The organism is endosymbiont of Lamellibrachia barhami, assembly GCF_011947365.2.
Lineage (GTDB): Bacteria > Pseudomonadota > Gammaproteobacteria > Chromatiales > Chromatiaceae > QGON01.
Window position 1 is genome coordinate 2,477,691 of the sequence record NZ_JAAVSH020000001.1, and the last position, 24,430, is coordinate 2,502,120.

General features: G+C 54.9%; 24 protein-coding genes and 1 pseudogene. 12 read left to right on the forward strand and 13 right to left on the reverse strand.

Annotation, left to right across the window (positions count from 1 at the left end):
* Window positions 1–134: 134 nt before the first annotated feature.
* The 8 genes from G9Q73_RS11200 to G9Q73_RS11235 all read right to left on the reverse strand — a co-directional run bounded on the left by G9Q73_RS11200 (window position 135) and on the right by G9Q73_RS11235 (window position 11,216).
* Window positions 135–605 carry a chemotaxis protein CheW gene (locus G9Q73_RS11200; protein WP_177419867.1) on the reverse strand — a complete coding sequence of 157 codons (471 nt, stop codon included), beginning with the start codon at window positions 603–605 and terminating at the stop codon, window positions 135–137.
* Window positions 602–6,298, reverse strand: coding sequence for a hybrid sensor histidine kinase/response regulator (locus G9Q73_RS11205; RefSeq protein ID WP_177419868.1), 5,697 nt, complete (start codon window positions 6,296–6,298; stop codon window positions 602–604). The genes G9Q73_RS11200 and G9Q73_RS11205 overlap by 4 nt, the downstream gene beginning before the upstream one ends.
* Before the next feature lie 108 nt (window positions 6,299–6,406).
* The gene (locus G9Q73_RS11210) at window positions 6,407–8,437 is read right to left on the reverse strand and encodes a methyl-accepting chemotaxis protein (RefSeq protein WP_177419869.1); all 2,031 of its coding nucleotides are present in this window, start codon (window positions 8,435–8,437) and stop codon (window positions 6,407–6,409) included.
* Window positions 8,438–8,496: 59 nt separating this feature from the next.
* Window positions 8,497–9,063 (reverse strand): chemotaxis protein CheW, encoded by a 567-nt coding sequence (locus G9Q73_RS11215; RefSeq protein ID WP_246345211.1) that lies wholly within the window; start codon window positions 9,061–9,063, stop codon window positions 8,497–8,499.
* A complete protein-coding gene (locus G9Q73_RS11220) occupies window positions 9,056–9,493 on the reverse strand; it encodes a response regulator (RefSeq protein ID WP_439654710.1) in 438 nt (145 codons plus the stop codon). The genes G9Q73_RS11215 and G9Q73_RS11220 overlap by 8 nt, the downstream gene beginning before the upstream one ends.
* Window positions 9,494–9,568: 75 nt before the next feature.
* Window positions 9,569–9,928 (reverse strand): response regulator, encoded by a 360-nt coding sequence (locus G9Q73_RS11225; protein ID WP_177421417.1) that lies wholly within the window; start codon window positions 9,926–9,928, stop codon window positions 9,569–9,571.
* Between the two features lie 92 nt (window positions 9,929–10,020).
* Complete coding sequence (locus tag G9Q73_RS11230; protein WP_177419871.1) at window positions 10,021–10,752, reverse strand: rhodanese-like domain-containing protein; 732 nt, start codon at window positions 10,750–10,752, stop codon at window positions 10,021–10,023.
* Window positions 10,753–10,829: 77 nt separating this feature from the next.
* Window positions 10,830–11,216: a hypothetical protein gene (locus G9Q73_RS11235; protein ID WP_177419872.1), complete on the reverse strand. Its 387-nt coding sequence runs from the start codon at window positions 11,214–11,216 to the stop codon at window positions 10,830–10,832.
* Window positions 11,217–11,504: 288 nt separating this feature from the next.
* Between G9Q73_RS11235 and gshB the strand changes: the two genes are divergently transcribed.
* The 7 genes from gshB to G9Q73_RS20480 all read left to right on the forward strand — a co-directional run bounded on the left by gshB (window position 11,505) and on the right by G9Q73_RS20480 (window position 15,890).
* A complete protein-coding gene (gene gshB / locus G9Q73_RS11240; RefSeq protein WP_177419873.1) occupies window positions 11,505–12,455 on the forward strand; it encodes a glutathione synthase in 951 nt (316 codons plus the stop codon).
* The gene (locus G9Q73_RS11245; RefSeq protein WP_177419874.1) at window positions 12,452–13,516 is read left to right on the forward strand and encodes an FAD:protein FMN transferase; all 1,065 of its coding nucleotides are present in this window, start codon (window positions 12,452–12,454) and stop codon (window positions 13,514–13,516) included. The genes gshB and G9Q73_RS11245 overlap by 4 nt, the downstream gene beginning before the upstream one ends.
* Window positions 13,517–13,545: 29 nt before the next feature.
* A complete protein-coding gene (locus tag G9Q73_RS11250; protein WP_177419875.1) occupies window positions 13,546–14,427 on the forward strand; it encodes an energy transducer TonB in 882 nt (293 codons plus the stop codon).
* 68 nt (window positions 14,428–14,495) lie between these two features.
* Window positions 14,496–15,059, forward strand: a complete 564-nt coding sequence (locus tag G9Q73_RS11255) for a YqgE/AlgH family protein (RefSeq protein ID WP_177421418.1) — start codon at window positions 14,496–14,498, stop codon at window positions 15,057–15,059.
* 3 nt (window positions 15,060–15,062) lie between these two features.
* A complete protein-coding gene (ruvX, locus tag G9Q73_RS19635) occupies window positions 15,063–15,305 on the forward strand; it encodes a Holliday junction resolvase RuvX (protein WP_246345213.1) in 243 nt (80 codons plus the stop codon).
* Window positions 15,306–15,519: 214 nt separating this feature from the next.
* Window positions 15,520–15,726: a hypothetical protein gene (locus tag G9Q73_RS11265; protein WP_177417912.1), complete on the forward strand. Its 207-nt coding sequence runs from the start codon at window positions 15,520–15,522 to the stop codon at window positions 15,724–15,726.
* The gene (locus tag G9Q73_RS20480) at window positions 15,648–15,890 is read left to right on the forward strand and encodes a type I phosphoribosyltransferase (protein WP_369408952.1); all 243 of its coding nucleotides are present in this window, start codon (window positions 15,648–15,650) and stop codon (window positions 15,888–15,890) included. The genes G9Q73_RS11265 and G9Q73_RS20480 overlap by 79 nt, the downstream gene beginning before the upstream one ends.
* On the opposite strand, the gene G9Q73_RS11275 is transcribed toward G9Q73_RS20480, so the two are convergent.
* Entirely contained in the window at window positions 15,853–16,098 is a 246-nt protein-coding gene (locus tag G9Q73_RS11275) for a hypothetical protein (protein ID WP_177417913.1), read from the reverse strand. The two genes, G9Q73_RS20480 and G9Q73_RS11275, sit on opposite strands and share 38 nt — an antisense overlap.
* A gap of 38 nt (window positions 16,099–16,136) precedes the next feature.
* A pseudogene (locus G9Q73_RS20485) lies at window positions 16,137–16,538 on the reverse strand (SOS response-associated peptidase).
* 155 nt (window positions 16,539–16,693) lie between these two features.
* Between G9Q73_RS20485 and G9Q73_RS11290 the strand changes: the two are divergent.
* The 5 genes from G9Q73_RS11290 to G9Q73_RS11310 all read left to right on the forward strand — a co-directional run bounded on the left by G9Q73_RS11290 (window position 16,694) and on the right by G9Q73_RS11310 (window position 21,843).
* Window positions 16,694–17,017 (forward strand): YMGG-like glycine zipper-containing protein, encoded by a 324-nt coding sequence (locus G9Q73_RS11290; protein ID WP_177419877.1) that lies wholly within the window; start codon window positions 16,694–16,696, stop codon window positions 17,015–17,017.
* 45 nt (window positions 17,018–17,062) lie between these two features.
* On the forward strand, window positions 17,063–17,437 hold the full coding sequence (locus G9Q73_RS11295) for a hypothetical protein (RefSeq protein ID WP_177419878.1): 375 nt from the start codon (window positions 17,063–17,065) through the stop codon (window positions 17,435–17,437).
* Window positions 17,438–17,752: 315 nt separating this feature from the next.
* Window positions 17,753–21,109 carry a mechanosensitive ion channel domain-containing protein gene (locus tag G9Q73_RS11300; RefSeq protein ID WP_177419879.1) on the forward strand — a complete coding sequence of 1,119 codons (3,357 nt, stop codon included), beginning with the start codon at window positions 17,753–17,755 and terminating at the stop codon, window positions 21,107–21,109.
* Window positions 21,110–21,138: 29 nt separating this feature from the next.
* The gene (locus G9Q73_RS11305) at window positions 21,139–21,282 is read left to right on the forward strand and encodes a hypothetical protein (RefSeq protein ID WP_177419880.1); all 144 of its coding nucleotides are present in this window, start codon (window positions 21,139–21,141) and stop codon (window positions 21,280–21,282) included.
* A gap of 42 nt (window positions 21,283–21,324) precedes the next feature.
* Window positions 21,325–21,843 (forward strand): deoxycytidylate deaminase, encoded by a 519-nt coding sequence (locus G9Q73_RS11310; protein ID WP_177419881.1) that lies wholly within the window; start codon window positions 21,325–21,327, stop codon window positions 21,841–21,843.
* An 85-nt stretch (window positions 21,844–21,928) separates the two neighbouring features.
* On the opposite strand, the gene G9Q73_RS11315 is transcribed toward G9Q73_RS11310, so the two are convergent.
* From G9Q73_RS11315 to purM, 3 genes are read right to left on the reverse strand one after another with little or no spacing between them, the layout of a single operon-like run.
* Window positions 21,929–22,603 (reverse strand): DUF3108 domain-containing protein, encoded by a 675-nt coding sequence (locus G9Q73_RS11315; RefSeq protein ID WP_177419882.1) that lies wholly within the window; start codon window positions 22,601–22,603, stop codon window positions 21,929–21,931.
* A 56-nt stretch (window positions 22,604–22,659) separates the two neighbouring features.
* Window positions 22,660–23,328 (reverse strand): phosphoribosylglycinamide formyltransferase, encoded by a 669-nt coding sequence (gene purN, locus G9Q73_RS11320; RefSeq protein WP_177419883.1) that lies wholly within the window; start codon window positions 23,326–23,328, stop codon window positions 22,660–22,662.
* Window positions 23,325–24,398 (reverse strand): phosphoribosylformylglycinamidine cyclo-ligase, encoded by a 1,074-nt coding sequence (gene purM / locus G9Q73_RS11325; RefSeq protein ID WP_177419884.1) that lies wholly within the window; start codon window positions 24,396–24,398, stop codon window positions 23,325–23,327. The genes purN and purM overlap by 4 nt, the downstream gene beginning before the upstream one ends.
* Between the last annotated feature and the right edge of the window lie 32 nt (window positions 24,399–24,430).

Sequence of the window (24,430 nt, forward strand, 5' to 3'; positions counted from 1 at the left end):
GCCGGTATTATGCGCACTTTTACCCATATACGATTTCAATAAATAGGAGTATGGAGTGAAGTAAAAAGAGGGTAGTAAAGTGGTGGGGTAGAAAGAGTCATCCAGTCAGTATGATGCCGCAGGACAGACACAAGTCACACCTGTGCCACTGCATCCTGAACAAGTAACTCCAACTCATCGAGGTCGGGAATAAGCGCGGATTCACCACCAATGATTACCGGTTTCTGTATCACAACTCCCATCTCTTCATCTGAAGAGGCGGGCAGAATATTGTCACTGGTTACACGCACCAGACGGGGGATTGCCTGAGCAACCAAACCAATGTATGGCAGCTCCTCATCACCATTCAGGGTATGGGTCACGATAATTCGGCCTCGATGACCCGGTTCTTGAATCGGTTTGCCTATCAACCCATCGAATGAAACCACTGGAATGTCATACTTCCGCCACTCAATAAAACCAAGCAGCCACTCCGGCAAGTTCTCCTCGGGCTTAGGTTTCCGGTAGCCGACCACTTCCGCCACTGCGGCATTCGGCAGCAGCAGCCGTTCCGATTCGAGCGGTATCAGAACGCTTCGCACCTCTGATGAGACAGTTTCACTCATGCACTGCCTTCCGCCAGTACTTCATTGATGTTCTCCAACAGATCGCTCTCCTGATATGGCTTGCCGAGACAGCGTTTCACACCAAGATCGAAGGCCCGCTGACGGTGTTTTTCACCAACGCGAGAGGAGATCATGATGATAGGAACCTTTTTGTAATCAGCTGAGTTGCGCATATGACGCGCCAACTCGAAACCATCCATACGTGGCATTTCGATATCCAGCAACATGATATCGGGAACCTGTTCCTGCAACAGCGCCACAGCATCTACCCCATCTTTGGCGGTCACCACATCCATTTCATGACGCTCCAAGAGGCGGGTGGTGACTTTTCTCACCGTAATCGAGTCATCCACGACCAAAACCCGCAGTCGTTCTTTTTCAGCCCCGGCTTCAGCACCCTTGTCAGCATCCGGCACTGCAAGTGCGTGGGCAGCACCCAAGCGTACCAACGTACCGACATCAAGGATCAGGGCCACCCGTCCGTCCGCCAGAATTGTTCCGCCGGTAATCCAGGGCACACTGCTTACCTGCTTGCCCAACGGCTTCACTACAATCTGGCGCGTACCCAACAATCCGTCTACCTGCAGTGCCACCTGATGTTCACCTGTATGCACAAGCAAAATAGGGAACCACTTGGCACTCTCATGCAGATCGGGGGCACCCGCCATCATCAGCTGCCCCATGTTCTCGACTTTGTAGCTTCTGCCCGCGTAACTGTACCCCACCTGCTCACCGGCGTAACAGGCGCTCAATTCCTCGTGACTGATTCTGACCACACCCTCCACACTGCCGTGGGGAATGGCATAGACCTCTTCACCGATCCGCACCAAAAGCGCATCAGTGATGGCCAGGGTCAGCGGCAGTCGAATGGTAAAACTGGTACCACGACCGGGTTGCGAGTCGATGCCAAGCGTACCGCCCAACTGCTTTACCTCACTGCTTACGACATCCAGCCCCACGCCGCGGCCAGCAATCTGAGTCACCTCATCCGCTGTAGTAAATCCGGGCATCAACACACACTGCATCAAATCATCGTCACTGATCTCCGCATCCTGGACAATCAGGCCGTGGTCGATAGCCTTGGCCTTGATGGCATCGATATCCAGTCCACGTCCATCGTCTGAGATTGTCAGTACGATATCGGACGCTTCCCTCGCCATGTAAAGCGAGACTACGCCTTGCTCGCCCTTTTCAGCTTGGGCACGTTCTGACAAACTCTCGATTCCATGGGAAACCGCATTGCGCAACAGATGCTCCAAGGCGGGAATCATCCGGTTGAGTATGCTTCGATCCATCTCGCCATCGGTGCCGAAGCTATCGAGACGCGCCTTTTTCCCTAACTGATCGGCAGTCTGCCGAACCACGCGCTGCAGCCTGGGCAACAACTGCGCAAAGGGGACCATGCGAGTACGCAACAGACCATCCTGTAGATCGGTGGAAATACGCGACTGCTGCAGCAATAGTGTGTCTGTCTCACGCTGAAGATCGTCCATCAGGTGATAGATACTGTCGAGATCGCTAACCGTTTCAATCAGTGCTCTGGAGAGCTGCTGCATATTGGAAAAACGATCGAGTTCCAGCGGATCGAAAGCCGCCTTGTCCACATCGTCCTTCTCGTAGTCGTCCCTTTCCCAACGATAGAGAATCTGGGCTTCTGTCTCTATCTCCAGCTTGCGCAGCTGTTCGTGCAGACGGGCCACGGTCTGCTCCAACTCAGTCAGGTTAAACCCAAGCACACTGTTCTGTTGCTCTAAACGGGTGCGATAGATACTGATCTCACCGGCATTGTTAACCATGCGATCCATCAGTGTGGAGCTGACACGCACTTGGTCTCGGGCCGGTCGAAAGATCGAACCGGACTCATCGGCCTGGGACTCGACATCAGTCTCACCTTTAAACAGAGAAAAGGCTTTCTTCCAGACATCATCGGCTGGCGACACACTCTCCTGCAGAGGCTCCGCCTCGTCAGGCTGTGGTGCGGCTCTCTCCTCAATACTCGGGGGTGGCGCTTCAGCCTCCTCCGTTGCCGGCAGAGCCCGTCCGCCATCAACCTCAGCCAAACCCATTTCTGACAGCAGGCCCTCAAGCCCAGCGATCAGATTTTGCGGTTGATGTACCCGGCCGATACTGCCCACCTCATCCACCTGGGTGGCCAATCTATCCAGTGCTTGACGCGTCAGATCAGTGACTGACTCGCTAGCTGACAGCTGACGGTCAGCGACTCCGGTAAAAACAGTCTCCAAAGCATGGCTGAGATCCCCTACGGGCAGAATGCCAGCCAGTCGTGCACTCCCTTTCAGGGTATGAAGTGTACGTTGAATATCATCAATGAGCGTGTCGTTTTGAGAATCCCCCATCCACTGCTGGTAGGTGGACTCGATGGATTCAAGCAGCTCTCTCGCTTCCTCAACGAAGATCTCGATCAGCTCCGGGTCTTCGCCGACCTCGAACAGCGGCTCTTCCTGCATAAACGGCAGAGAGATATCCTCACGGCCGGCCTCTGCTGCAATATCCTCTTCAACGCCCTTTGCAGAAACCGGTTCAAGCTCAATCGTCTCGGAGATTTCAGCCTCTTGGACATCGTCCTCCATCTGCGCGTCCTGCTGGGCTTCAGATGTTTCCTCTCTGCCCTCTTCTTTTTCGAGCAGTTCGTGAGCGTGGTCGAGGCGATGCAGAAAATCCTCGGTCTCCGGTTCCTGCAGATTGTGGTCAAGAAGCCACGCCAGCAGACCACGGACAAGTGAAGCACCATCATCAATAAAGGCAACGACCCCCTCATTGGTAACCTGATGGTGAGACATCAGCGAATTCACATAGTATTCGAGCGCCTTGCTCAGACCCGCAATGGATGTGACGCCCGCCATGTGAGCACTGCCGTGCAGGGTATGAAAAGCGCGTGAAACCTTTTCGGTCAGCGGAATGCCTTCGGCCTTCGCTTTCGCCCGTGTAACAAACTTATCCAGGGTTTTGAGATGCGCTGCCGACTCCGCTTCAAAAATCTCAAGCAACTCGGTATCGAGTTCAATTTCCAGATCCGCAGCCGACAACTCTTCCTTTTGCACTTCGGCTTCAGCTTCAGCTTCAGCTTCAGCTTCCAGGGAAGCATCGACGACTGATTCTTCTATTGCAACTTCGTATCCGGCAACCTCGTCTCCTGTATCCAGATGGGCCAGGGCTTCATCAATCTGATCCAGTGCCGGTGACTCCACCACTGGCTCGGTAGAATCAGTATCCTCTGACGCTGCAAAACCGGCCACTTCGAGCAGATCTGTATCGACGAGTATCTCTTCCTCAGCGGATGGGTAGTGCTCAGAAGGAGTGGACTCCTCCCCCTGCTCAGGCAGTGGTTCCACCTCTTCCGTTTTGGCAGTTGCAGATTTCGCCGCACGCCCTTCGGACAATGCGAAAATGCGATTGATAACAGCATCGACATCAACTGCCGGCAACACCGAGCGTTCCTGACAATCGATGAGTTCCGGCATTATATTCTGCACGGTATCGAGCAGATCGAAAATCTCGGGGGTGACCTCAATGGTCTCGTCAATCACCCGGTTGATCATATTCTCTACCGACCAGGCCAGTTCACCGATGATCTTTGCACCCACCAACCGCCCACTACCCTTCAGGGTATGGAACGAGCGACGAAAAGTGATGAGGGCGTCCTTGTCATCATGATTCTGCTGCCAGCGAGGCAGGTATTCCTGAATAACCTCCAGCTCTTCCCGTGCCTCTTCGATGAAAATTTCCAGGATTTCCGAGTCGATATCCTCAAGCGCAGGTTTGTCTGCCGACGGGATCGGGATCTCCTGCGTCGACGCCTCAATATCAGCCTGTTCCACTTGCCGGGAGCTAACATCAACGAGGGATGGGGCCTCCAGGGCTTCACCCGGAACGGCTTCTTCAGTCTCTGACTCCTCGGCAGGATTTATCTCCGGGGATACGGGAAGGGGAACCACCGGTGCCGGCACATCGCTGACAACTTCAGTCTTTTCAGAGGGCAGTGCGCCACGCGTCTCAAGTAGGCCAGCCAGCGCCGCTCTTGCAATGCTGACAATCTCATTGCGGTCACCGGCTCCGTCGATCAGGGATTCGAGGAAGTACTCAATACTGCTTATGACATCAGCCAATGAATTCAGCTGTTGGCGTTCTGGAATCTGCCCATCTTCTATAAGGCGAGCACGGATAAAGTCTGCCGTCAGGCCAAGTATCCGTGCGGGCTCAACCAGCCCGAGCAGATTCAGGGCGCCGTAAACCCGATGAAATTCATCGTAGACATCCTCCAGTACCGAGGCATCGTGTGCCGTTTCGGTATAGCTGATGATCGCCTCTTTGGCTTTCGCAATGTCCACTTTTGCTTCGCGGACGGTTTGCCTTACCAGGCTTTCATATTCGCCTTGAGGCAGGTCCTGTCCCCAGCCGCCATCATCGACTACGTGATCGACGGGGGCCTTTCCACTGTGAATATTGCTCAGAGACGACTCAACAAACAGCAGGTCGCCCGCCATTTCCATCAGTTCAAACTCTTCCGGCTGAGTCTCCCGCTCGACGATAGAGTGGACACGGTCTGCCTGCCGAATCAGACGGGTACGAAGCGCGCCTTGGCCGATCATGCCAAGGGTGTCACCCAGCTTGCGCAGGGGGGTCTCCATCTTCGCCAGCGCACCGGGTTGGAACTGCTCTCCGCGCATGAACAGATCAAGGACATCCTTGACGTGGGTAAGTTCAATGTGGATAGCATCCCGAACCGACTCGGCAAGTTCCTCATTCGCTCCGGTCAGGCCCTGCCTGCCCAGCACCAGATCCGCCTCGCTGGGCAGTACCTCATTCAGATGATAGGCCTCTTTGACCTCCAGAATACGAGGACTGCCGGAATCGGCACGGGCAACATAGTAGAGAAGATTTTTTAAAAGGTCTTTCGGTGGGTCATTCACTAATGACGACTCACCTTCATCCACGATATGTTTGAGTTGGCGGTCCAGCTTGCCAAACAATTGTTTGACAGCGATACCGGAATCGATGGTGAATTCGCGCAGACCCTGGATTAGCGCGCCGGCAACCCACATAAGGCGATGGACCTGCTCAGTCCCGGCACTGCGTTCCAGCTCGTCGACCACATCCTGCAAATAGCCCCAGCCTTTCTCAACATTCAGTTTGCGGTACCAGTTGAGTAGACCGAGATGGAACTTGTGCCGTGAACGGCGAGCCAACGCGGGCAGATCCTCATTGGGCTCCCCCGTGATACGGCCTGCCACCTGGACATCATCCAGATCAGGATTGAACAACGCAGCCTCAGAAAGCAGCGGTGCTTCCCGCACGGCACGGAGATCATTCAACAGTGGTAAAACGATGAACGGAATGTCCGAATCACCGGCCTGCAGTTTTTCCAGATAGTCAGGCAGCTGTATCAGCGCCAGCATCAAGGCTTCGGCAGCGTCATCGATCTGCCGCACCTTTCCGCTATACATCGCCCGTGCGACCTGCTCCATCTCTTCCGCAAGCATGCCGGGGCCATAAGCCTGAACCATCTGCAACACACCAGATATCTGGTGCAGGCGATCGGCGCAAACCTCCAGGGATGAGGCATCTCCCTCGCCCTCGATCCGCTCCTCAAGCGCCTGTCGCGCCTGACGAAGGGTCTCGTCAATCTCTGCTTTGACCCAGTTCAGGGCGCCAAAATCGTGAATGTCGGTCACAGGCGTACCTCAGTAGCCCATTCACGTATCGCAAAAAAAACTTTGCTCAGCATTTTGCCCCTAATACCCCTAACCGCCATTGAACTGAAAAAATGAAACCCCCCGCCTTTACGGAAGACGGAAACCGGCAACAGTTTTCTGCAATACATCAGAGAGATCAGCCAGCTCTCCGATGGATTGCGCGGTCTGGTTGGTGCCGTCAGATGTCTGGGTAGTAATCTCCTGAATAACCGCCATGGTGTCATTGATCCTGGCGGACTCATCGGACTGTATCTTGGCTGAACTTGAAATCTTCTCTGTCAGATCGGAGATATACTGAGAAACGTTCTCGATCTCCATCAGGGCTTCACCGGCATCCTCTGCGAGCTTGGCGCCTTTCACTACACCTGCGGTACTGGCATCCATGGAGATAACCGCCTCGTTGGTATCCGCCTGGATGGTTTTAACCAGCGCCTCGATCTGCTTGGTTGCATTGATGGAACGTTCAGCAAGACGCTGTACCTCGTCTGCAACCACCGCGAAACCACGGCCCGCCTCACCTGCCATCGCCGCCTGCATAGCAGCGTTCAGGGCCAGAATATTCGTCTGGTCAGCAATGTCATCGATCAGCTCAACGATATCCCCGATCTCCTGAGAGCTTTCACCCAGTCGTTTGATACGTTTCGAGGTTTCCTGGATCTGCTCACGGATCGAATCCATGCCCTGGATAGTATTGCGCACGGTGTCGGCACCCGTGTTGGCGATATCAACCGAACGCTTCGCTACCTCGGCCGTCTCCGCTGCATCCTTCGTCATCTGATCGATAGCGATCGTCATCTCCTTGATGGAGGCATTCGCCTGGGTGATCTGCTCTGCCTGATGCTCACTCGCTTCTGCAAGATGCATTGCGGTTGCACGACTCTCCTGTGTCGAGGACGAGACCTGTTCCGAGGTGGTATTGATGGTGGTAACCAGCTCCCGCAAGGCCTCGATAGCATAGTTGATGGAGTCGGCAATGGCGCCGGTAATATCCTCGGTGACGCTGGCGGTCACTGTCAGGTCACCATCCGCCAAGTCGCCCATTTCATCCAACAGACGTAGAATCGCCTTTTGGTTGCTTTCATTCAGCTGCTTACTCGCTTCTTCACGCCGGCGGGCATCAACAACGAGCTGCACACCCAACAGGATTAGAAACAGCGCCGCTGCGGCGCCAAAAAGTGCCACCGCACCTGGACCAGCCTTGATGCCGAGCAACTGAAATCGTCCGGGAGATTCACCAAAGACCTTGATCAGCTGTTCCGCTTTATCACTGGTTCGGTCACTGATCTCGTCGACCGTAGATGCCGCCTCAAGTGCCGGCAGTACCGCCGGAATACTGTCGATGATCTCTTCTGCATGATCGTTGATCGTGCCGAACAAGGTGGCAACATCCCGTAAACTTGCTTCTGCGGCAGGATTCGTTACTTTTTCCACGCCCAAGTCAGGATCACCCTCCAACAACCCGTCCAATACACGGCCAAAACGATCGCCATCCCGACTAAACTGGTCAATGGCAGATGCTGTCTCCTGTCCCCCAAGCAATACTGCATTCACCTTGGTATCGATTCGCTGTGCCAACATCAGCTGTTCAGTGGCGATATAGATTTGGCGTGGCGACGCCTGCTCGTTGATCAGGCCCTGCACAACCTCGTTTGAAAGATCCTGTAGCTGAGGAATAAATTCTGAAATGACGTTGGAAAACTCGCCAATTGCCAAGGTGGGTTCTTTCGCAGCAATAATCTCATCCGCATTCTGGCGCAATTCAAGCCAGGTATTTTCAACCTCACGAAGGGTTGGGCGCACCTCGTCCGGCGCAGGGGGCAATCCCTCTGAGCGTGCGCCATTCTTGAGTTCCCACATGATCTGCTCAAAGCGGTCCCGGACGTTCTGCAGGGAACTGAACGCCTGTCGCTCGCCACGAGCGGCCAAGAGGGAAAATTTAGCCAGTCGCTGAGCCAGAATCCTCTGTTCAGCGGCTCTAAGCAGGTACTGTTCGTCAAACGACTCTTGCCTGGTGGTATGCACAAAGGTCAACAGCGCCAGAACCAATGACACCAACAGTAGTACGGAAAGTACCGTTATGGCCCTGTTTGACGGTGATTTAGCACCTCTTACTTTCATTACTCTTTCTCCTGAAAGCGCATCTTCAAGCCCCGCTGCAAGCGGTGCGTGACACGGACTTACACGGCCGCAACCTGAAAAGCAGGATCCTGCGCCAATGAAAACAGACTTAAAACCGGCCAGATTTCACCATCCAGATCAAATCCAAGCCGTACATATTTTTCCATACGACCAACAACACCATGATTGGCAATTGCCATCGTTTCGCTGAAATGGCGCATACCCACCATTTCACCCACCAGGACACCGGTAAAAACGTCATGATGAGCAAAAACCAGTACTCGGCTGCGCCGGCTACGTTCTGTTTTATTGCCGACAAGATAGGATTGCAAGTCGATAACGGGAATCAGATTGCCGCGAACATTTGCCACCCCCAGCATCCAGGGTTTCGTTGCAGGGACCGGGGTAATATTGCTGGGATAGTTAAGGATCTCTTTTATCTCATCGAGTGGAGCGACCAGTCTTTGCTCGCCAACGAAGAACATGACACCTTCCCACTGCGCCTCGGCCTGCTCCTGCTGGGGAAGCCCCCGGGCAAACTCTCTGCTACGATGTTCGATAACCTGTAAAAGCTGCAGCAGCTCTTCAGGATCATCAAACATTGGGTCAGAAAGCATTTCAGCCATTCAGCAACACCTTGATCTTGGCCAGCAAGTCTGCAGGCGCCACCGGCTTGACCAGGTATTCACTGGCCCCCTGGCGTTTTCCCCAGCTCCGGTCCGTCTCCTGATCTTTCGTAGTTACCATGATCACAGGAATTTTCGCGGTCCCCTCGTCATTCTGCAACTGCCGGGTCGCCTGAAAACCATTGAGTATAGGCATCACCACATCCATCAATATCAAATCCGGATGGGTGCGCTTTGCCGTATCAACGCCCTCCTGACCATCACGCGCCACCTGAACCTGAAAGCCCTGCTTTTCCAGGATCTTCTTCAGAACATGCACCTCCGTCGGAGAATCATCCACGATCAATATCGTAGCCGCATCTGCCCCAGGCAACACAGTAGCCGGATCAAGCCCTTTTGGAGTCCTGTCTCTATTAAAAAATCTTCTTATCATCGATATAAAGCGCCGAAAGCTCTCATGCTCGTTGGCCGCAGTCTATGCGGCCCCCCATAATCATTACTCTGATCAGGCTGCCTTAGTGGCGTATCGCCTTATCGCACCCAAGAGTTCATCCTTTGTAAAAGGCTTGGTCAGGTACTGCTCAGAACCAACAATACGCCCGCGTGCCCGGTCAAAAAGGCCATCTTTACTGGAGAGCATGATGACAGGAATGCCTTTATAAACTTCATTATGCTTTATCAGCGCGCAGGTCTGGTAACCATCAAGACGCGGCATCATGATATCGACAAAGATAACGTCGGGATGATGGTCGGCAATCATCGCCAGCGCCTCAAAGCCATCAATAGCGGTCATAACTTCACAACCGGCTTTTTTCAGAAGACTTTCAGCGGTACGTCGGATGGTCTTACTGTCATCAATGACCATCACCTTGACCCCTGAAATATCCGTCTCCGTATCTTCAGCACTCAACTTGACATCCTCTCGATAATGGGGCGGCGCAGCACATAGTAGGCCAACTATTTCTTAGGAATTACAGTTGTCAGGCCCCACAACTGCCACAACTGCATACCTCCCCGGTAGTAAAAAAGCCTTTCAGGTGGATATCCCACTTTCAATAGCCCCTTTATCGCCCTGGGAGACTGACCACAAGATGGACCATTACACCACAACACCAGGTCCTTGGCTCTGGAAAAATCCCATTTACTGCTCTTCAACTCCCCATCCATGAACCCCATCTCTTCCATTTTGCGGGTAAAAAAACCGACGCTGGAACGCCGTGTGACGCCAAACGACTCCAGCGCCTTCACCATTTCCGGGTCGTCCACGTCTTTGGAAAGCGTGGTGAAAGGGATATTGACGGAGCCTGGGATAGTGCCACGCTGATGCCACTGGGGAGTTCTGGCATCGATCAGCAGCCCCTCTCCATCCCGCAATTTTGTCTCCATAAACTCGAAGATCTCGACTTCACCAATGGTCGACACCCGTGGATCCGCCTGCTCCGGCCTAATACAAAACGGCGGACATTTACGCACCGTCCTGGCAAAATAACCCCTGAGTTCGTAGTCGGGATCCTGAACCCGCTGAATCTTTACGGAACGTCCCTCATGCATGACATGAAGATAGGGCTTGTCGGCAGTCAAACCAACCACACCGCTGCTTTCACCTACCTCTAACTCATCTGACGAAGCAGTTCCCGCCATCATCAGCAGAAGAAAGAAGACGAAAGTATATTTAACGAATAATTTCATGCCTGTCCCCGTAATTCTATTCTTATTTTGAGAAATTCAAAGCCGCTGCCCCAGGCATTCAAAAGTACCCTGCTTGTTTAGCGATGCAGGAACCGGTCCATGATCTTTTTACGAATGTCTCCGATGGGGACCCCACTCTTGTAATCAAGATAGATCTCCTCCTGACTTCGGCCAGGCAACTTTCTATAAAAAGTAAAGCTGCCCAGGTAACGACTCTTCAGGTTAGCCTCAAATTCCTCCTGGGTTGGCCCACCCTCAGCCAATGGCTCCTGCTCACTCTGCCCACCAACGTCGGCCCTCTGCTCCACCTTCTTGGCCTCTTCAGCGATGGCGGAGAGGAAGGCATCCTCCTCATCCTCCGCTGTGGCCATGCCGTTCACAAATATGAGAATAAGAAAGAACAACCACCGAAAACCCGGCCGCAGCATCGCCAAACCGCTCTGACGGCTGAATCCTACCGGCATAGCGCACCTCAAATGATTAATGATTTAACAATTGTGGTTCGCTGCCCTTCTCACACTGCCAGGATGAACAACGAATCTCTTTATTATACGGCCGAATCCCCTTCAACCTATGCCAACCATCCTGGACTCGCCCAAAATAGCAAGATGTCCATCCCGCATCAAGGTTAGCTTTCTTCGCATCAGGTTTGAAGGATCTTTATCGATAACCGTGACCTCTTCGCTGTTTTATTGCATGAAAAAAGCAAAGTCGCTTAAAACCATCCCAATTCCAAAGTAAACTGTAACACCATGAAGATCAGAATTGGCGTAGTCATGGATCCTATCGGGTCCATCAAGATTAAAAAAGACAGTACTTTTGCCATGCTGCTCGCAGCTCAGGCCCGGGACTGGGAACTCCACTACCTGGAGCAATCCAGCCTTTTTCTGTCAGGCGGACGCTGTCTCGCGGCAACCCGCACAATACGGGTCAGCGACGATCCATCGGGTTGGTACGAGGTTTTAGAGAAACAGACACTCCCTCTGGATCAGCTCGATGTTGTGCTGATGCGCAAGGATCCACCCTTCGACATGGAGTATATCTACACCACCTATCTGCTGGAACAGGCGGAGCGCCAGGGTTGTCTGGTCGTCAACCGTCCTGGCAGCCTGCGTGACGCCAACGAAAAACTCTTTACCAGTCTGTTCCCCCAATGCTGCCCACCCACGCTGGTGAGCCGCAGAAGCGATGATTTCCGTGCATTTCACAAGGAGCACCGGGATATCATCCTCAAACCCCTCGGCGGCATGGGCGGCGCCTCTGTTTTTCGCGTCAAGGAGGATGACCCCAATATCAGCGTCATCATCGAAACTCTGACCAGCTACGGCACTGCATACACCATGGCGCAGCGATTCATCCCCGAGATCAGCGCAGGCGACAAGCGTATCCTGATGGTTGAGGGCCAACCCGTACCCTACGCCCTGGCCCGCATCCCGGCAAAAGGGGAGACCCGGGGGAACCTGGCCGCCGGTGGCCGTGGAGAGGGAGTGCCACTGTCAGAGCGGGATCGCTGGATCGCCGGCGAAGTCGGACCGGAACTGAGACGGCGCGGCATCCTCTTCGCCGGACTCGACGTGATCGGCGATTATCTCACCGAGATCAATGTCACCAGCCCCACCTGTATTCGGGAGCTGGACAGACAATACGATCTGGACATTGCCGGTGATCTGATGAATGCCATTCAGGGGAAACTGCAAAAATGAGATCCGTCTGCAGCAGAGTCTTCCAACAACTCCCGCTTGCCCTCCTCATCCTGTTCACGCTGGTAGTTACGGGCTGTCATGGAGAGCACCAGCCCATCCACCACAGTCGGTTCCTCGCCTTTGGCACCCTGGTTGACCTCGACATCGTCGGTGCAGACCGGGAAACCGCAGAACAGGCCAGCGCAGCCATCCAGGCCGACTTCAATGAGATGCATCAGGCCTGGCACGCCTGGGACCCCGGCCCACTGAAACGGGTCAACCAATTGATCCACAAGGGAAAACAGTTTGCCGTCCCACCGTCAGTGCAGCCCCTGATCGAACAGTCCAGTCGGCTCTCCGCCCAGAGCAACCATCTTTTCAATCCCGCCATTGGTCATCTGATCGATCTCTGGGGCTTTCAGAAAAGTCCCGAGCGGTGGGAACCGCCGCAGCAGGAGGCTATCGACAAACTGCTCACAGCCAATCCGCGCATGTCTGATCTGCAACTGGACGACATTCTGCTGCAATCATCAAATCCGTCAGTCAAACTCGACTTCGGCGCCTTCGGCAAGGGGTATGGCATCGACCTGGCCATCGAGCATCTGCGCGAACTGGGTATCCACAGCGCCATCCTCAATTCCGGGGGTGATCTGCGAGCTATCGGCAACCGTGACGGACGCCCCTGGCGCATCGCCATTCGCCGGCCCAGCGGCCACGGTGTCTTTGCCATGGTTGAGGTGGATGGAGACGAAAGCGTTTTCACCTCCGGCGATTACGAGCGGAACTTCACGTATGAGGGCCATCTGTATCACCACATCGTCGATCCCCGCACCGGTTACCCCGCCACAAAATCCCACTCTGTCACCGTCATCCACCAAGATGCCGCCACCGCCGACGCTGCCGCCACCGCACTCTTTATCGCCGGGCCGGATGAGTGGCATGGGATCGCGCAGGCTATGGGGATAAAATTTGTTCTTCTGGTCGGCAGCGACGACCGTATTCATATGAATCCGGCAATGCAGAAACGGATCATACTGGTGGACGAAATTCATCAGGAAATCGTCGTGAGCAAGCCGCTCTGAACGTGGGAGTCCCGGAAACCGAATAACCTATGGGTATGACCGCATCACTCCCACAGACCGACCGCTTGGGGATCACCCTGTTTTTAGCGGCCTGTCTGCATGCCTTGCTCATCCTTGGCGTCACCTTCAAATTCGAAGATAGAAAACCACCGGATCACCGCCAGCAGAGCCTTGAAATCATGGTGGTCAGACAACCGCAGGCGCCACCAGAGAAAGAGGAGAAGGCCGACTTTCTTGCCCAAGTAACACAATCAGGTGGCGGCAGCGAAAAAACGCCCAAAAAGCCGGCTATCGAGGCGATAGTGCAGCCGGTACCGGAACCCGCACCTAAACAGACCCGCTCCACGCCAAAGATGAGTCTGCCCCAACCCTCCCCAAGAGCGGAAAAAAAACTCATCACCCAGGCGAAATCAACCATCAAACTCAAGGCCGAGCAGGCTCAGCCTGAACCCAAAAAACGTCTGACCGCTGCTCAATTGCTGGCCAGCAAAAACCTTGAGATCGCCCGCCTTACCGCAGATCTGGAAGAGAAATCCCAGGCCTACGCCAAACGGACCCGGCGCAAGGCGGTCAGCGCCAGCACAAAGGAGTATAAATATTCGGCCTACCTGGAATCCTGGCGGCGCAAGGTGGAACGCATCGGCAATCTGAACTATCCGGATGAGGCCAAGCGCCAGCGGCTCTACGGCAATCTGGTATTGCATGTTGCGGTCAAGGCAGACGGCGCCATAGAGCGGGTCCGCATACTGCACTCATCCGGACACAAGCTACTTGACGACGCAGCAATCCGCATCGTCAGACTGGCGGCGCCCTACTCACCTTTTCCAAACAACATCAGAAAAGAGACTGACGTGCTCGACATCACCCGCACCTGGCAATTCCTGCGCAGCAACAGATTGGGTTCGGAATAGTCCTTGTGGCGGAAAAAAACCTCTCCGATTTGGTTGCAGACAGGACGCCACGATCAGATACTATGGGGATGGATCCTAAAACCAGCCTGACAAATCACTTCCTCATTGCGATGCCGGCGCTGACCGATCCCAATTTCTTTCATGCCGTCACCTATATCTGCGAGCATAATGAGGAGGGGGCGATGGGTATCATGGTCAATCGCCCCATCGAACTGCAACTCACCGACGTCTTTGAACAGTTGGATATCAAGGTCACCGACGGAAACCTCTCCGAACAGCACGTCTATATCGGCGGCCCGGTTCAGACCGACCGAGGCTTCGTCCTGCACACCGCCACCTCAACCTGGGACTCCACCCTCAAGGTAGCGCCGGAGATCAGCGTGACGACATCACGGGATATTCTGGAGGCCATCGCTATCGGCAAAGGCCCTGATCAGGCATTGGTCGCACTGGGTTATGCCGGTTGGGGACCGGGGCAACTTGAAAGCGAAATTGCCGGAAACGCCTGGCTGAGCGGCCCGGCAGACAACAATATCATTTTCCGACTGGAGAACGGTGCTCGCTGGCAGGCTGCTGCGGATCTACTGGGTGTGGATATCACTCTAATGAGTGGCGAGGCCGGCCATGCCTGAAAAATGATCAACCGGGTACTTGGCTTTGACTATGGCACCCGTAAAATCGGTGTTGCCGTGGGGCAGACCATCACCGCCACCGCCACCGCGCTGGAGACCCTTCTACCGGTAAAGAACAAGCCTGACTGGCAGCGCATCTCACAGTTGATTGACGAATGGAGGCCGGATGCTCTGATCGTGGGTCTGCCGCTGAATGTGGACGACACCGAGACCGATGCCACCGCCCCGGCCAAACGCTTCAGTTGAGGGATTGCCGATTGCTTCGTAGTGATGACGGATGAACGCTTCACCTCCTTCGAAGCGACCGGTCATCAGCAAAACGTATCAGGGAGGCGATGCCGTGGCGGCAAACTCATCTGGCTGAGACATGGCTGAGTGAAAATTCGTAGGCGGCCAGGATACCCATCAGGTGGTAAGCTACGACAGAACGATTTTCCAGCAGATTCAGAAAAGGTAAACAATGCAGTCAAATAGCTTTATGAACGCGGATGCGGTCGAATCGCTGGTCGATGAAATGGCGGGAAAACTCTGGTCCCTGATGAATGAACGGGGAACTGCGCCCTCCTGGTGGGATTCCGCACCGGCGGCGTGTCTTGGCTGGCCGATGCTTTATCAGAACTGGGCCAGAAAGAACCCTCGCACCCTGGAGGAATTCTTCTACCGCTAGATGATTCCCACCCGCATCGGCATGAACCCGGAAGTCCACCCTCCGACCTGCCGGTACCGGTGGATGACCGCCATATCGTCCTCATCGACGATGTACTGCATACCGGCCGCACCATGCGCGCGGCCCTCAACGAGATCTTTCAATGGCGGCTGTGCAATACGTAAACTGAACGAAGTATACCTTCTCGATGTCTGGCACGTCAGAGGAAGCTATGATTGTCAGCACGCCAAACGTGACGACGGTTAGGACAGCGAGGAATTGCGTGAGGGATAGGAATTTGCTTTTCGCGGATGCAGCGCCTTGCGCCATCAACCCGCCCAAAAATCTGGCAATCGATTGTTGGGCATAACCCCAATTACCCGTGTTGGCCATCTCACCCCCTCCTTTTGCGAGAACCAGAATCCTTTCTGTTATGCGTTCATCGTTTCGAGGCTTACTGACCTTTTCCTAACCGGATTTAGGTCTATCTCCTCTTCCGAACAGGGCCTGAGCAGTGGCTTGAGGATTTCACGCTTGCGAGCATCAGAATCTACCCAAGCTTCATAATGTTCAGTGTGCAGGGTGATGGGCATCCGGCCATGAACGGGATTTACTACCTCGTTGGCCTTACCTACGAGTATAGTTCAAGAGTCGATGCTCTTCCCCGCCTTGTTGTCCCAGTGCCCATACAATCCAGCGAAAGAAAACTGTGGTGCTTTACTGGGTCGGAAGCAATATGGCTGTTTGCCATCCTTCTCCGCTTCCCACTCGAAAAATCCACTGGCAGGGATTAGGTATCGACGTTTCTTGAACGCTGTTCTACCTTCCCACATCCATGTGGGTCGCCTGCCGCCGACACCCACGAGTACGACATGTTCGCATTTACCGACAGTCTCCCAATCAGATTGTGATCATATTCCTAAAATACCTCAGATTAGTGCCGATAATACATGTGCATTCGGTTTTTCTGAATTAGGATCATATGATCATGAAGCTTAAACACTTGTTTTTTATCACTGCGTTTCTTGCCATCGAGGTGAACGCGGACAGTTCGACCCTAGAAGCGGCAATTGGTGGTGCCATCGGTGGTGCTACTGGCGCGGCAATCGGTAATGAGATCGGTGGCCGCGATGGTGCCATTCTCGGAGGTGCTCTAGGAGCAGCTGTAGGGACTGCGATTAATACAGATAAAGATCCACGCTACTCTCCCCCCCCGTCGCCACAAGTACGATATGAAAGCAACCCATCTCGAGGAGAGCATCCCCGCAGCTACCACTGCCCGCCTGGCCAAAGAAAAAAAGGGCGTTGCTGATGCCATCTAATTCCGTCCGCACTAATACTTCGAAGGAGAAGTAGAATGAAATATCAAATTTGGAGGATCGTGTGCGCCAGTCTGCTTGCGTTTTTTGCAGTTGCCGTCCAAGCCGAAGGGCATGAACCCAGTGCCTGGGAGAAGAGCAAACAGTTTAGTTCAGAGGCCTGGGATGCCACTAAGAAAGCCTCAGGAAATGCCTGGAAGGCGACAAAAGAGACATCAGGCGAGGTTTGGGACGTCACCAAGGAGACCTCTGGGAAAGCCTGGAAGGCGACTAAGCAGAAGTCGGGTGTGGTCTGGCATGCCACCAAGAAGATGGGTAAGGAAGTGTGGGACGATTCCAAGAGGATGGTCGGTAGCAAGGATAAACCTGATAATGAAAAACAGGGACAGGGTGCTCCGGTCAGTGGAATCTGAGTCATTGATTCAGAACAGCTAATCGTTCCTCCGAACCTCTCTCAAACCCCTGTTATGTCCTTGGTTCCAGGGCATTCAGGGGTTTTTTTATGTGCTCCAGTTTTCCAGGGTAGACTAACCTTTCGGTAACATCAGGGTCGATAGTGGACAAGGGACGGTTTTGCTGAATTGCACTGCCGGTAAACTATGCCATAAAGGGCGCCAGGCGGGGCAGCGGATCGCCAAGCTTTTCTGTAGAGTACGCTATCAGACTCTCTCTGCATGGGTCTTTTCTCACTGCGATATCTGGGGTATGGGATGCACTGGTCTCTTCCAATGTTTTTATTCCTGCTGATTCTTGGGTTTCTGTCGGGTCCCGCGTCGGTGCAGGCACTGGAGGCGGCAAAGATTGAGGAGAGGATCTCCCTTCTGGAAAAGCTGGAAGAGCCAAGGGATGAGGCGGTCCAGATGGAGCTGAATCTCTATCGGGAAGCAGTCGCTTCGTTGAAGTCGGCGAAGGCGTATGCCGAAAAGACAGCACTCTTTAAACAGGCAGCGGTGGATACGCCGGCAGAGATCAAACGGTTGCATGCTGAGATCAAGGGGCTGGCGCGTCAACCCACGGAAGAGACGGCATCTTTGCTTGGTGGGCTGCCGGATATTCTGTTGGAGGCCCGGGTGAGGGAGGAGAGTGCCGCAATCGTCAGTCTTGGTGGGAGATCGGCGGAGCTTGTCCAATCCATCAGCACATTGCAGGCCCGTCCCGAATCAAATCGTCAGATGCTCTCTCTGGCCAATACCCGCCTGGAAGAGGTGGATGAGACCCTGCGAAAGAGACCGCCGGCAGATAAGAGCCAAGAAGCAACCGAGGCCATGCTGGTTACCGCCCAAGCTGTGCGTAAGGCGCTGCTGGCAGAAATAGAGATGCTCAACAATGAGCGTTTGAGTCACGATCTTCGTTTGCAGTTGCTTCAGGCCAAACGCCAGTTGCTTGAAAAACGGCTTGTCATTGCCAAACAAAATGAGCAGGAGGGCAGGGACGAGATCAACCGGCGGCAAGCCAACGAGGCGAAGGCGGCGGAAGCGGAAGCTGCCCAGGCGAGGCAGGAGGCGGTCGGTAAGCATATCCTCATCACTGCTGCTGCGGAGATGAATTCGGAGTTGAGTCGCCTGCTCAGTGAGTTGAGCCGGAGCAATGAGGAAGAGACCGCACAGCTGAAATTGACTCGGGCTCAATTTCAGCGGATCGATCGCAACTACCAACGCTCCCTGCAACAGTTGGAAATCACCAGACTGGATCAACAGTTGGGGCAGTTTCTTCGTACCCAACAGACCAAATTGCCCAAGATTGCAGCGCATGAGAAAGAACGGTCACTGAAACAGCGTGAACTGGATGAATCGCGGTTGGCCCAATTCCGGCTACAGGAATCGCTGAACAATTTGCAGGATATCGGACAGGTGGTGGCGACGCTGCTCGCCAGCGAAAAGAAGGAGACCGAAACACTATCCCCCAGCCAGTTGGAACAGCTGACCGGTGAACTGCATCGATTGATGGAGGATCGGAAGGCGCTTCTTACCAAGCTCGATGTTGCCTATACACTCAAGATAGAGTTGTTGGGGGAGTCGATCCAGGAGCAACAGAATCTTATCGACCGTGTAGACAAGTACGACCAGCTTCTGGATGAGAATCTATTGTGGATCGCGAATGCGGAGACGGTGGATCTCAGGTGGGTCGGAAGTTTCGGCAAACCACTACGGGTTCTGTTCTCCCCTGCAAATTGGTTTTCCGTCTTGCAGGCATTGGTAAAAGCCGCCTTACAGTCTGCGCCATTCACCCTGATTGTGCTGTTCTTATCAGCGGCGCTGCTGGTGGGCAGGCGCCGATTGAAAAAACGTTTGGGGGATATTGCCGCCAAGGTAGGGCTGGTTAAACGGGATCGATTCAGTTACACACTGGTCGCATTGGTTATCACGTTGCTGCTGGCCATGCCCTGGCCGGTGCTGATGGCCTATACAGGGTGGTTGCTGGGTAATGTGCAGGCAGATGCCTTTGTCGAGGCGGCGGGATCTGGTTTCAGGCGCAGTGCCTTTATCTTGGTAGTCTTTCTCTTTCTGCAGACACTCTATGTCTCCAACGGTCTCGCTGAGATCCATTTTCGCTGGAAAGCCAAAACCCGTCGGCGTGTTTCCGGCAACCTGACCTGGTTGATCCCGATCATGGCATGGGTCGCATTTTTGGTCGCGATGACGGAATCATCCGATGCAGGCCTCTATCGGGATACCATCGGCAGGCTGGTGTTCAGCGCCGCGATGCTGGCTCTATTGCTCTTTATCTGGCGAGTGCTTCGGTTAAAAGAGAGTAAGGTCGAGCGCCGTACTACCAGCCTCGTCTGGCGCAGTCGATATATCTGGTATCCGCTGCTGCTGTTGATCCCCTTTGCCCTGGTCATGTTGGCGGCGCAGGGCTATCACTACACCAGTCTGCGGGTTGCCGGACTGATATTTGGCTCTCTCATTGTCCTTCTGATAGCACTGTTGATCTATTTTCTCGCGGTACGCTGGTTGTTGGTGGCGCAGCGCCGTCTTGCTCTCGCCAGGGCGCTGGCAAAACGTCAGGCAGATATTGAGTCGCGGGCCAGCAGGGAGACGGTGGAGCAGACGGGAGAGATTACACCGGAAGCGATCGAGATTCCCGAGATCGGTCTCGCCACCATCAATGACCAGACCCGTCGGTTGCTGCGGCTGTTGCTTACCGTTTTTGTGGGGTTGATTCTCTGGACATACTGGTCTGCGATAACACCAGCCCTGGGGGTGTTGGACAACGTTACCATTTGGGAGCATATGGCAAGTGCGGAAGCGGGTGGCCAACTTTTACCGATTTCTCTTGCAGACGTTGGTCTGGCCGCCCTGGTTCTTTTGTTGACCTTCGTTGCCGAGCGCAATCTGCCAGGCTTGCTGGAGATTGCACTGCTGCAGCCTCTCCATGTGGAGCAGGGCAACCGCTACGCAGTTTCCGGTCTGATTCGTTATCTCATACTGGCGGTCGGCATCGTAATGTCGATTAACCTGGTTGGTGTCGGCTGGGGAGAGGTACAGTGGCTGGTTGCGGCAATCGGCGTTGGTTTGGGGTTTGGCCTGAAGGAGATCTTTGCCAATTTCATATCTGGAATAATCGTCCTGTTTGAACGGCCGGTTCGGGTTGGCGATACTGTGACTCTCGGTGATATCAGTGGTGTAGTGACGCGGATACGGATGCGGGCCACAACCATTACGGATTTCGATAACAAGGAGCTGATCATTCCCAATCAAAATCTTATCGTCGAGCCGTTGGTGAACTGGACTCTTAGCGATCAGATCACCCGTGTCACCTTTATGGTGGGCATTGCCTATGGATCCGATACTGAACTGGCCCATCGCATTATGCTCAAAACGGTAACCGAACATTCGTTGGTGCTGGATGAACCCAAGCCAACGGTTTTTTTTACGGGCTTCGGCGACAGCTCCCTCGACTTCCAGGTGGCAGTGCATGTCAAGGAGCGAATCCACCGTCGTCTGTTGACCCATGAACTCCACATGGCGCTGGAAAAAACATTGCGCGAAAATGGTGTGGAGATCCCTTTTCCTCAGCGTGATCTACACTTGCGTAGTGTTGATGAGAACATTCAGCCTCTGGCCAATAGCAAGGAAAATTAGCCGTTCTTTCAACTCAGGAACGCATCTGTTTGGCTGATGTTGGTGGTATCGATCGTGGTGGATTAGTGCTTGGCGCGGTGGCCCGCCGTTTCAAACAGGAGGAAGATAGACGAACTGGGGAACCGGTGCCGGACAACGTTGCATATCTGGAGAAGAGAGAGTCCGGAGAGTGATGCTTTCCCCCGAACAGCAACAGAAAACAGGAGAAATGATCCATGAGCATGAAGTGGGATACCCGTTTTCTCGGGCTGGCAGCTCACATCTCCGGATGGAGTAAAGACCCTTCATCCCAGGTGGGCGCCGTCATAACCGACGGCAATCGTATTATCTCGCTTGGCTACAACGGCTTTGCGGCCGGGGTGGAGGATACGCAGAGCCGACTCTCCGACAGGGAGTGCAAACTGAATCTCACCATTCATGCGGAAGAGAACGCCATGATCTTCGCCAAGCGTGATCTGCGCGGCTGCACGGTCTATGTGACCCATCCCCCCTGTCCCCGTTGCGCCTCGAAGCTGATCCAGGAGGAGATCGGCCGGGTGGTATTTATCAATCCGAGTGAGGATTTTCTTTCACGCTGGGCCGATGACATCGAACTGTCGCGGCAGATGTACCGCGAAGCCGTAGTCGAAATAACGGGATATGAGGTGGAACAGGTCAATGTTGAGGATGCGCAGATAACCGTGGCGCCTGGCGGTTTTTTCAGCAAGATCTTGAGTCGACTGCTGCGGGTGTAGGCCCTCTTCAATCATGAGGAGGCGGGCTCAATTTGACGCCGGCCTTTCCCCTGGGAATTGGAGGGGAGTGCATCCCCCCGGGCTGCTATTTCAGCGTTAAATATTTCAACTCCATGCGATAGCGGCCCAAGATCCGATCCCGCTCGATGCGCACCGGCAGGTAGTCGAGAGAGGGGGCGAACCAGATGGTGTAGTCGGGTGCCAGACCCTCTTTGCTGCGGTTGACCTTGAGACACTTCAGTCGGCCCAGAGGGGTCTGAATCCACTCCCTGCCAACCACCCGGAACTGATAACGCTTCAGGCGTCCGCCATCCGCCACCTGGTAACTGACCTGCTGCCGACCATTGGCCAGATCGAAACGGATCGCCAACTGTTGGCTGAACTTGTCCTGCACGCCCGGTGAGATCTCCTGCGACCAGCGGGTGCCGCCACTCTCTGTCCAGACCCGTTGGTCGGGCCAGTCGAACTGGAGCCGGGTCAGGTTACTGGTCTCCCCGTTGCCGAGCCGGTATTCGTAGGCGTGGGGCACGATGTGGCTGTTTTGCAGCACGCCTTCGCTGGTCTCGTTGACCTCGTCGGACTGTAGCCAGCCGACCATGCGCGTGGGGCGGGTGTGCGCATGATAGAGGTATTCGCCACCCTCAGTGAGGGTGAGTTGGAGCGTCAGACTTCCGAGGGGGACCCCGTAGTTGGTGACCTGAAAACCGGCGTCGAAAGATCTGAGCTGGAAGGGGATTCCGCACTGAGTAGCGAACTGCACAGCAGTAGTGGGATACCAGCCAGCCAGTAGCGGAGGAATCCGGTAACCTTCATGGATCAGGCGATCTCCTGATCCGGCGTGAAGAGGACCGGCTGCTGTAACGGCTGGTCGTCCAGATAGACCTGGCCATTTCCCGCCAACCACAGTCTCTGCTGGGCAAACCAGCGTATCGCCAGCGGATAGATAAGGTGTTCGCGCTGCAGTACACGGTTGGCTAAAGTCCTGGCATCGTCACCATCCTGGACAGGTACCTGGGCCTGCACGATCAATGGGCCGCCATCCAACTCCTCGGTGACGAAGTGCACACTGGCGCCATGCAGGGTCTCTCCTTCATCCAGGGCCTGCTGATGGGTGTTGAGGCCACGGAATTTCGGTAGCAGTGAAGGGTGGATATTGAACATCCGGCCGGCGTAGTGGCGCACGAATCCGGGCGTGAGGATGCGCATGAAACCCGCCAGCACTACCAGCTCTGGTTGATACTCGTCGATGAGTTCGATCAGCGCCTGGTCGTAACTCTCCCGGTCGGGGAAGGCCTTGTGGTTCAGCACCCGAGTGGGGATATTGGCGTTATCTGCACGGGTCAGGCCATGCACATCGGGCCGGTTGCTGATGACGGCGCGGATCTCCACCGGCAGATCGCCCACTGCGCCGTCGATGATCGCCTGCAGATTGGTGCCGCTGCCGGAGATCAGGGCGACCAGCGGCAGTTTATGGTTATCGCTCATGCACCCAGGCTTCCGCTGAACTCTACCCCCGGTTCATCGCTGTCGCTGGTTTCGATCTGTCCCAGTCGCCAGGCGGTCTCGCCGGCATCGTTCAGCATCTGCATCGCCCGTTCTGAGTCTTCGGCGGCGACGCAGACCACCATGCCCACGCCACAGTTGAAGGTGCGCAGCATCTCCGACTGCGCCACGTTGCCTTTCGACTGCAGCCAGCTGAAGACCTCCGGCAGTTGCCAGGAGTCACTGTCGATGACTGCCTTGCTTCCGGCAGGCAGGACGCGGGGCAGGTTCTCCGGCAGGCCGCCGCCGGTGATATGAGCGAGGGCGTGAACCTCAACCTCAGCCATCAGCGCCAGCAGGGATTTGACGTAGATGTGGGTCGGTGCCAGCAGTGCTTCGCCCAGCGTCCCTTCGCCCATGGGTTCGGCAAGATCGGCGCCGCTCACTTCGAGGATCTTGCGGATCAGCGAATAGCCGTTGGAGTGGGGGCCGGAAGCGGCGAGTCCGATCAGCACGTCGCCGGGCTTTACCTGTTCGCCCTGGATCAGCTTGCGCTTCTCGACGATGCCGACGCAGAAACCGGCCAGATCGTAATCCCCCTCGCTATACATGCCGGGCATCTCGGCGGTCTCGCCGCCGGTGAGGGCTGCGCCCGCCAGTTCGCACCCTTTGGCGATGCCACTGATTACATCGGTGGCTACGTCCAGCTCCAGCTTGCCGGTGGCGTAGTAGTCGAGAAAGAAGAGCGGCTCGGCGCCTGCCACCACGATGTCGTTGACACACATGGCCACCAGATCGATGCCGATGGTATCGTGGCGGTTGAGTTCCAGCGCCAGTTTCAGCTTGGTGCCCACCCCGTCGGTACCGGAGACCAGTACCGGCTCGGAATAGCGGTCGAGGGGCAGTTCGAACAGTGCGCCAAAACCGCCGAGGCCGGATAGCACACCGGGTCTGAAGGTCTTTTTGACGATAGGCTTGATGCGTTCTATCAGGCTGTTGCCGGCATCGATGTCGACACCGGCATCCCGGTAACTGAGTTGGGTTTCGCTGTTGCGGGTACTGTCTTGGGCCACAGGTTGACTCCCTGGTGGGCGGTTACTGTTGG

Coding starts and splice junctions, on each gene's coding strand:
- G9Q73_RS11200 (WP_177419867.1), bottom strand. CDS start 605: ATGAGTGAAACTGTCTCATCAGAGGTGCGAAGCGTTCTGATACCGCTC.
- G9Q73_RS11210 (WP_177419869.1), bottom strand. CDS start 8,437: ATGAAAGTAAGAGGTGCTAAATCACCGTCAAACAGGGCCATAACGGTA.
- G9Q73_RS11215 (WP_246345211.1), bottom strand. CDS start 9,063: ATGGCTGAAATGCTTTCTGACCCAATGTTTGATGATCCTGAAGAGCTG.
- G9Q73_RS11225 (WP_177421417.1), bottom strand. CDS start 9,928: ATGGTCATTGATGACAGTAAGACCATCCGACGTACCGCTGAAAGTCTT.
- G9Q73_RS11230 (WP_177419871.1), bottom strand. CDS start 10,752: ATGAAATTATTCGTTAAATATACTTTCGTCTTCTTTCTTCTGCTGATG.
- G9Q73_RS11235 (WP_177419872.1), bottom strand. CDS start 11,216: ATGCCGGTAGGATTCAGCCGTCAGAGCGGTTTGGCGATGCTGCGGCCG.
- gshB (WP_177419873.1), top strand. CDS start 11,505: ATGAAGATCAGAATTGGCGTAGTCATGGATCCTATCGGGTCCATCAAG.
- G9Q73_RS11245 (WP_177419874.1), top strand. CDS start 12,452: ATGAGATCCGTCTGCAGCAGAGTCTTCCAACAACTCCCGCTTGCCCTC.
- G9Q73_RS11250 (WP_177419875.1), top strand. CDS start 13,546: ATGGGTATGACCGCATCACTCCCACAGACCGACCGCTTGGGGATCACC.
- G9Q73_RS11255 (WP_177421418.1), top strand. CDS start 14,496: ATGGATCCTAAAACCAGCCTGACAAATCACTTCCTCATTGCGATGCCG.
- ruvX (WP_246345213.1), top strand. CDS start 15,063: ATGATCAACCGGGTACTTGGCTTTGACTATGGCACCCGTAAAATCGGT.
- G9Q73_RS11265 (WP_177417912.1), top strand. CDS start 15,520: ATGCAGTCAAATAGCTTTATGAACGCGGATGCGGTCGAATCGCTGGTC.
- G9Q73_RS11275 (WP_177417913.1), bottom strand. CDS start 16,098: ATGGCCAACACGGGTAATTGGGGTTATGCCCAACAATCGATTGCCAGA.
- G9Q73_RS11290 (WP_177419877.1), top strand. CDS start 16,694: ATGAAGCTTAAACACTTGTTTTTTATCACTGCGTTTCTTGCCATCGAG.
- G9Q73_RS11295 (WP_177419878.1), top strand. CDS start 17,063: ATGAAATATCAAATTTGGAGGATCGTGTGCGCCAGTCTGCTTGCGTTT.
- G9Q73_RS11300 (WP_177419879.1), top strand. CDS start 17,753: ATGTTTTTATTCCTGCTGATTCTTGGGTTTCTGTCGGGTCCCGCGTCG.
- G9Q73_RS11310 (WP_177419881.1), top strand. CDS start 21,325: ATGAGCATGAAGTGGGATACCCGTTTTCTCGGGCTGGCAGCTCACATC.
- purN (WP_177419883.1), bottom strand. CDS start 23,328: ATGAGCGATAACCATAAACTGCCGCTGGTCGCCCTGATCTCCGGCAGC.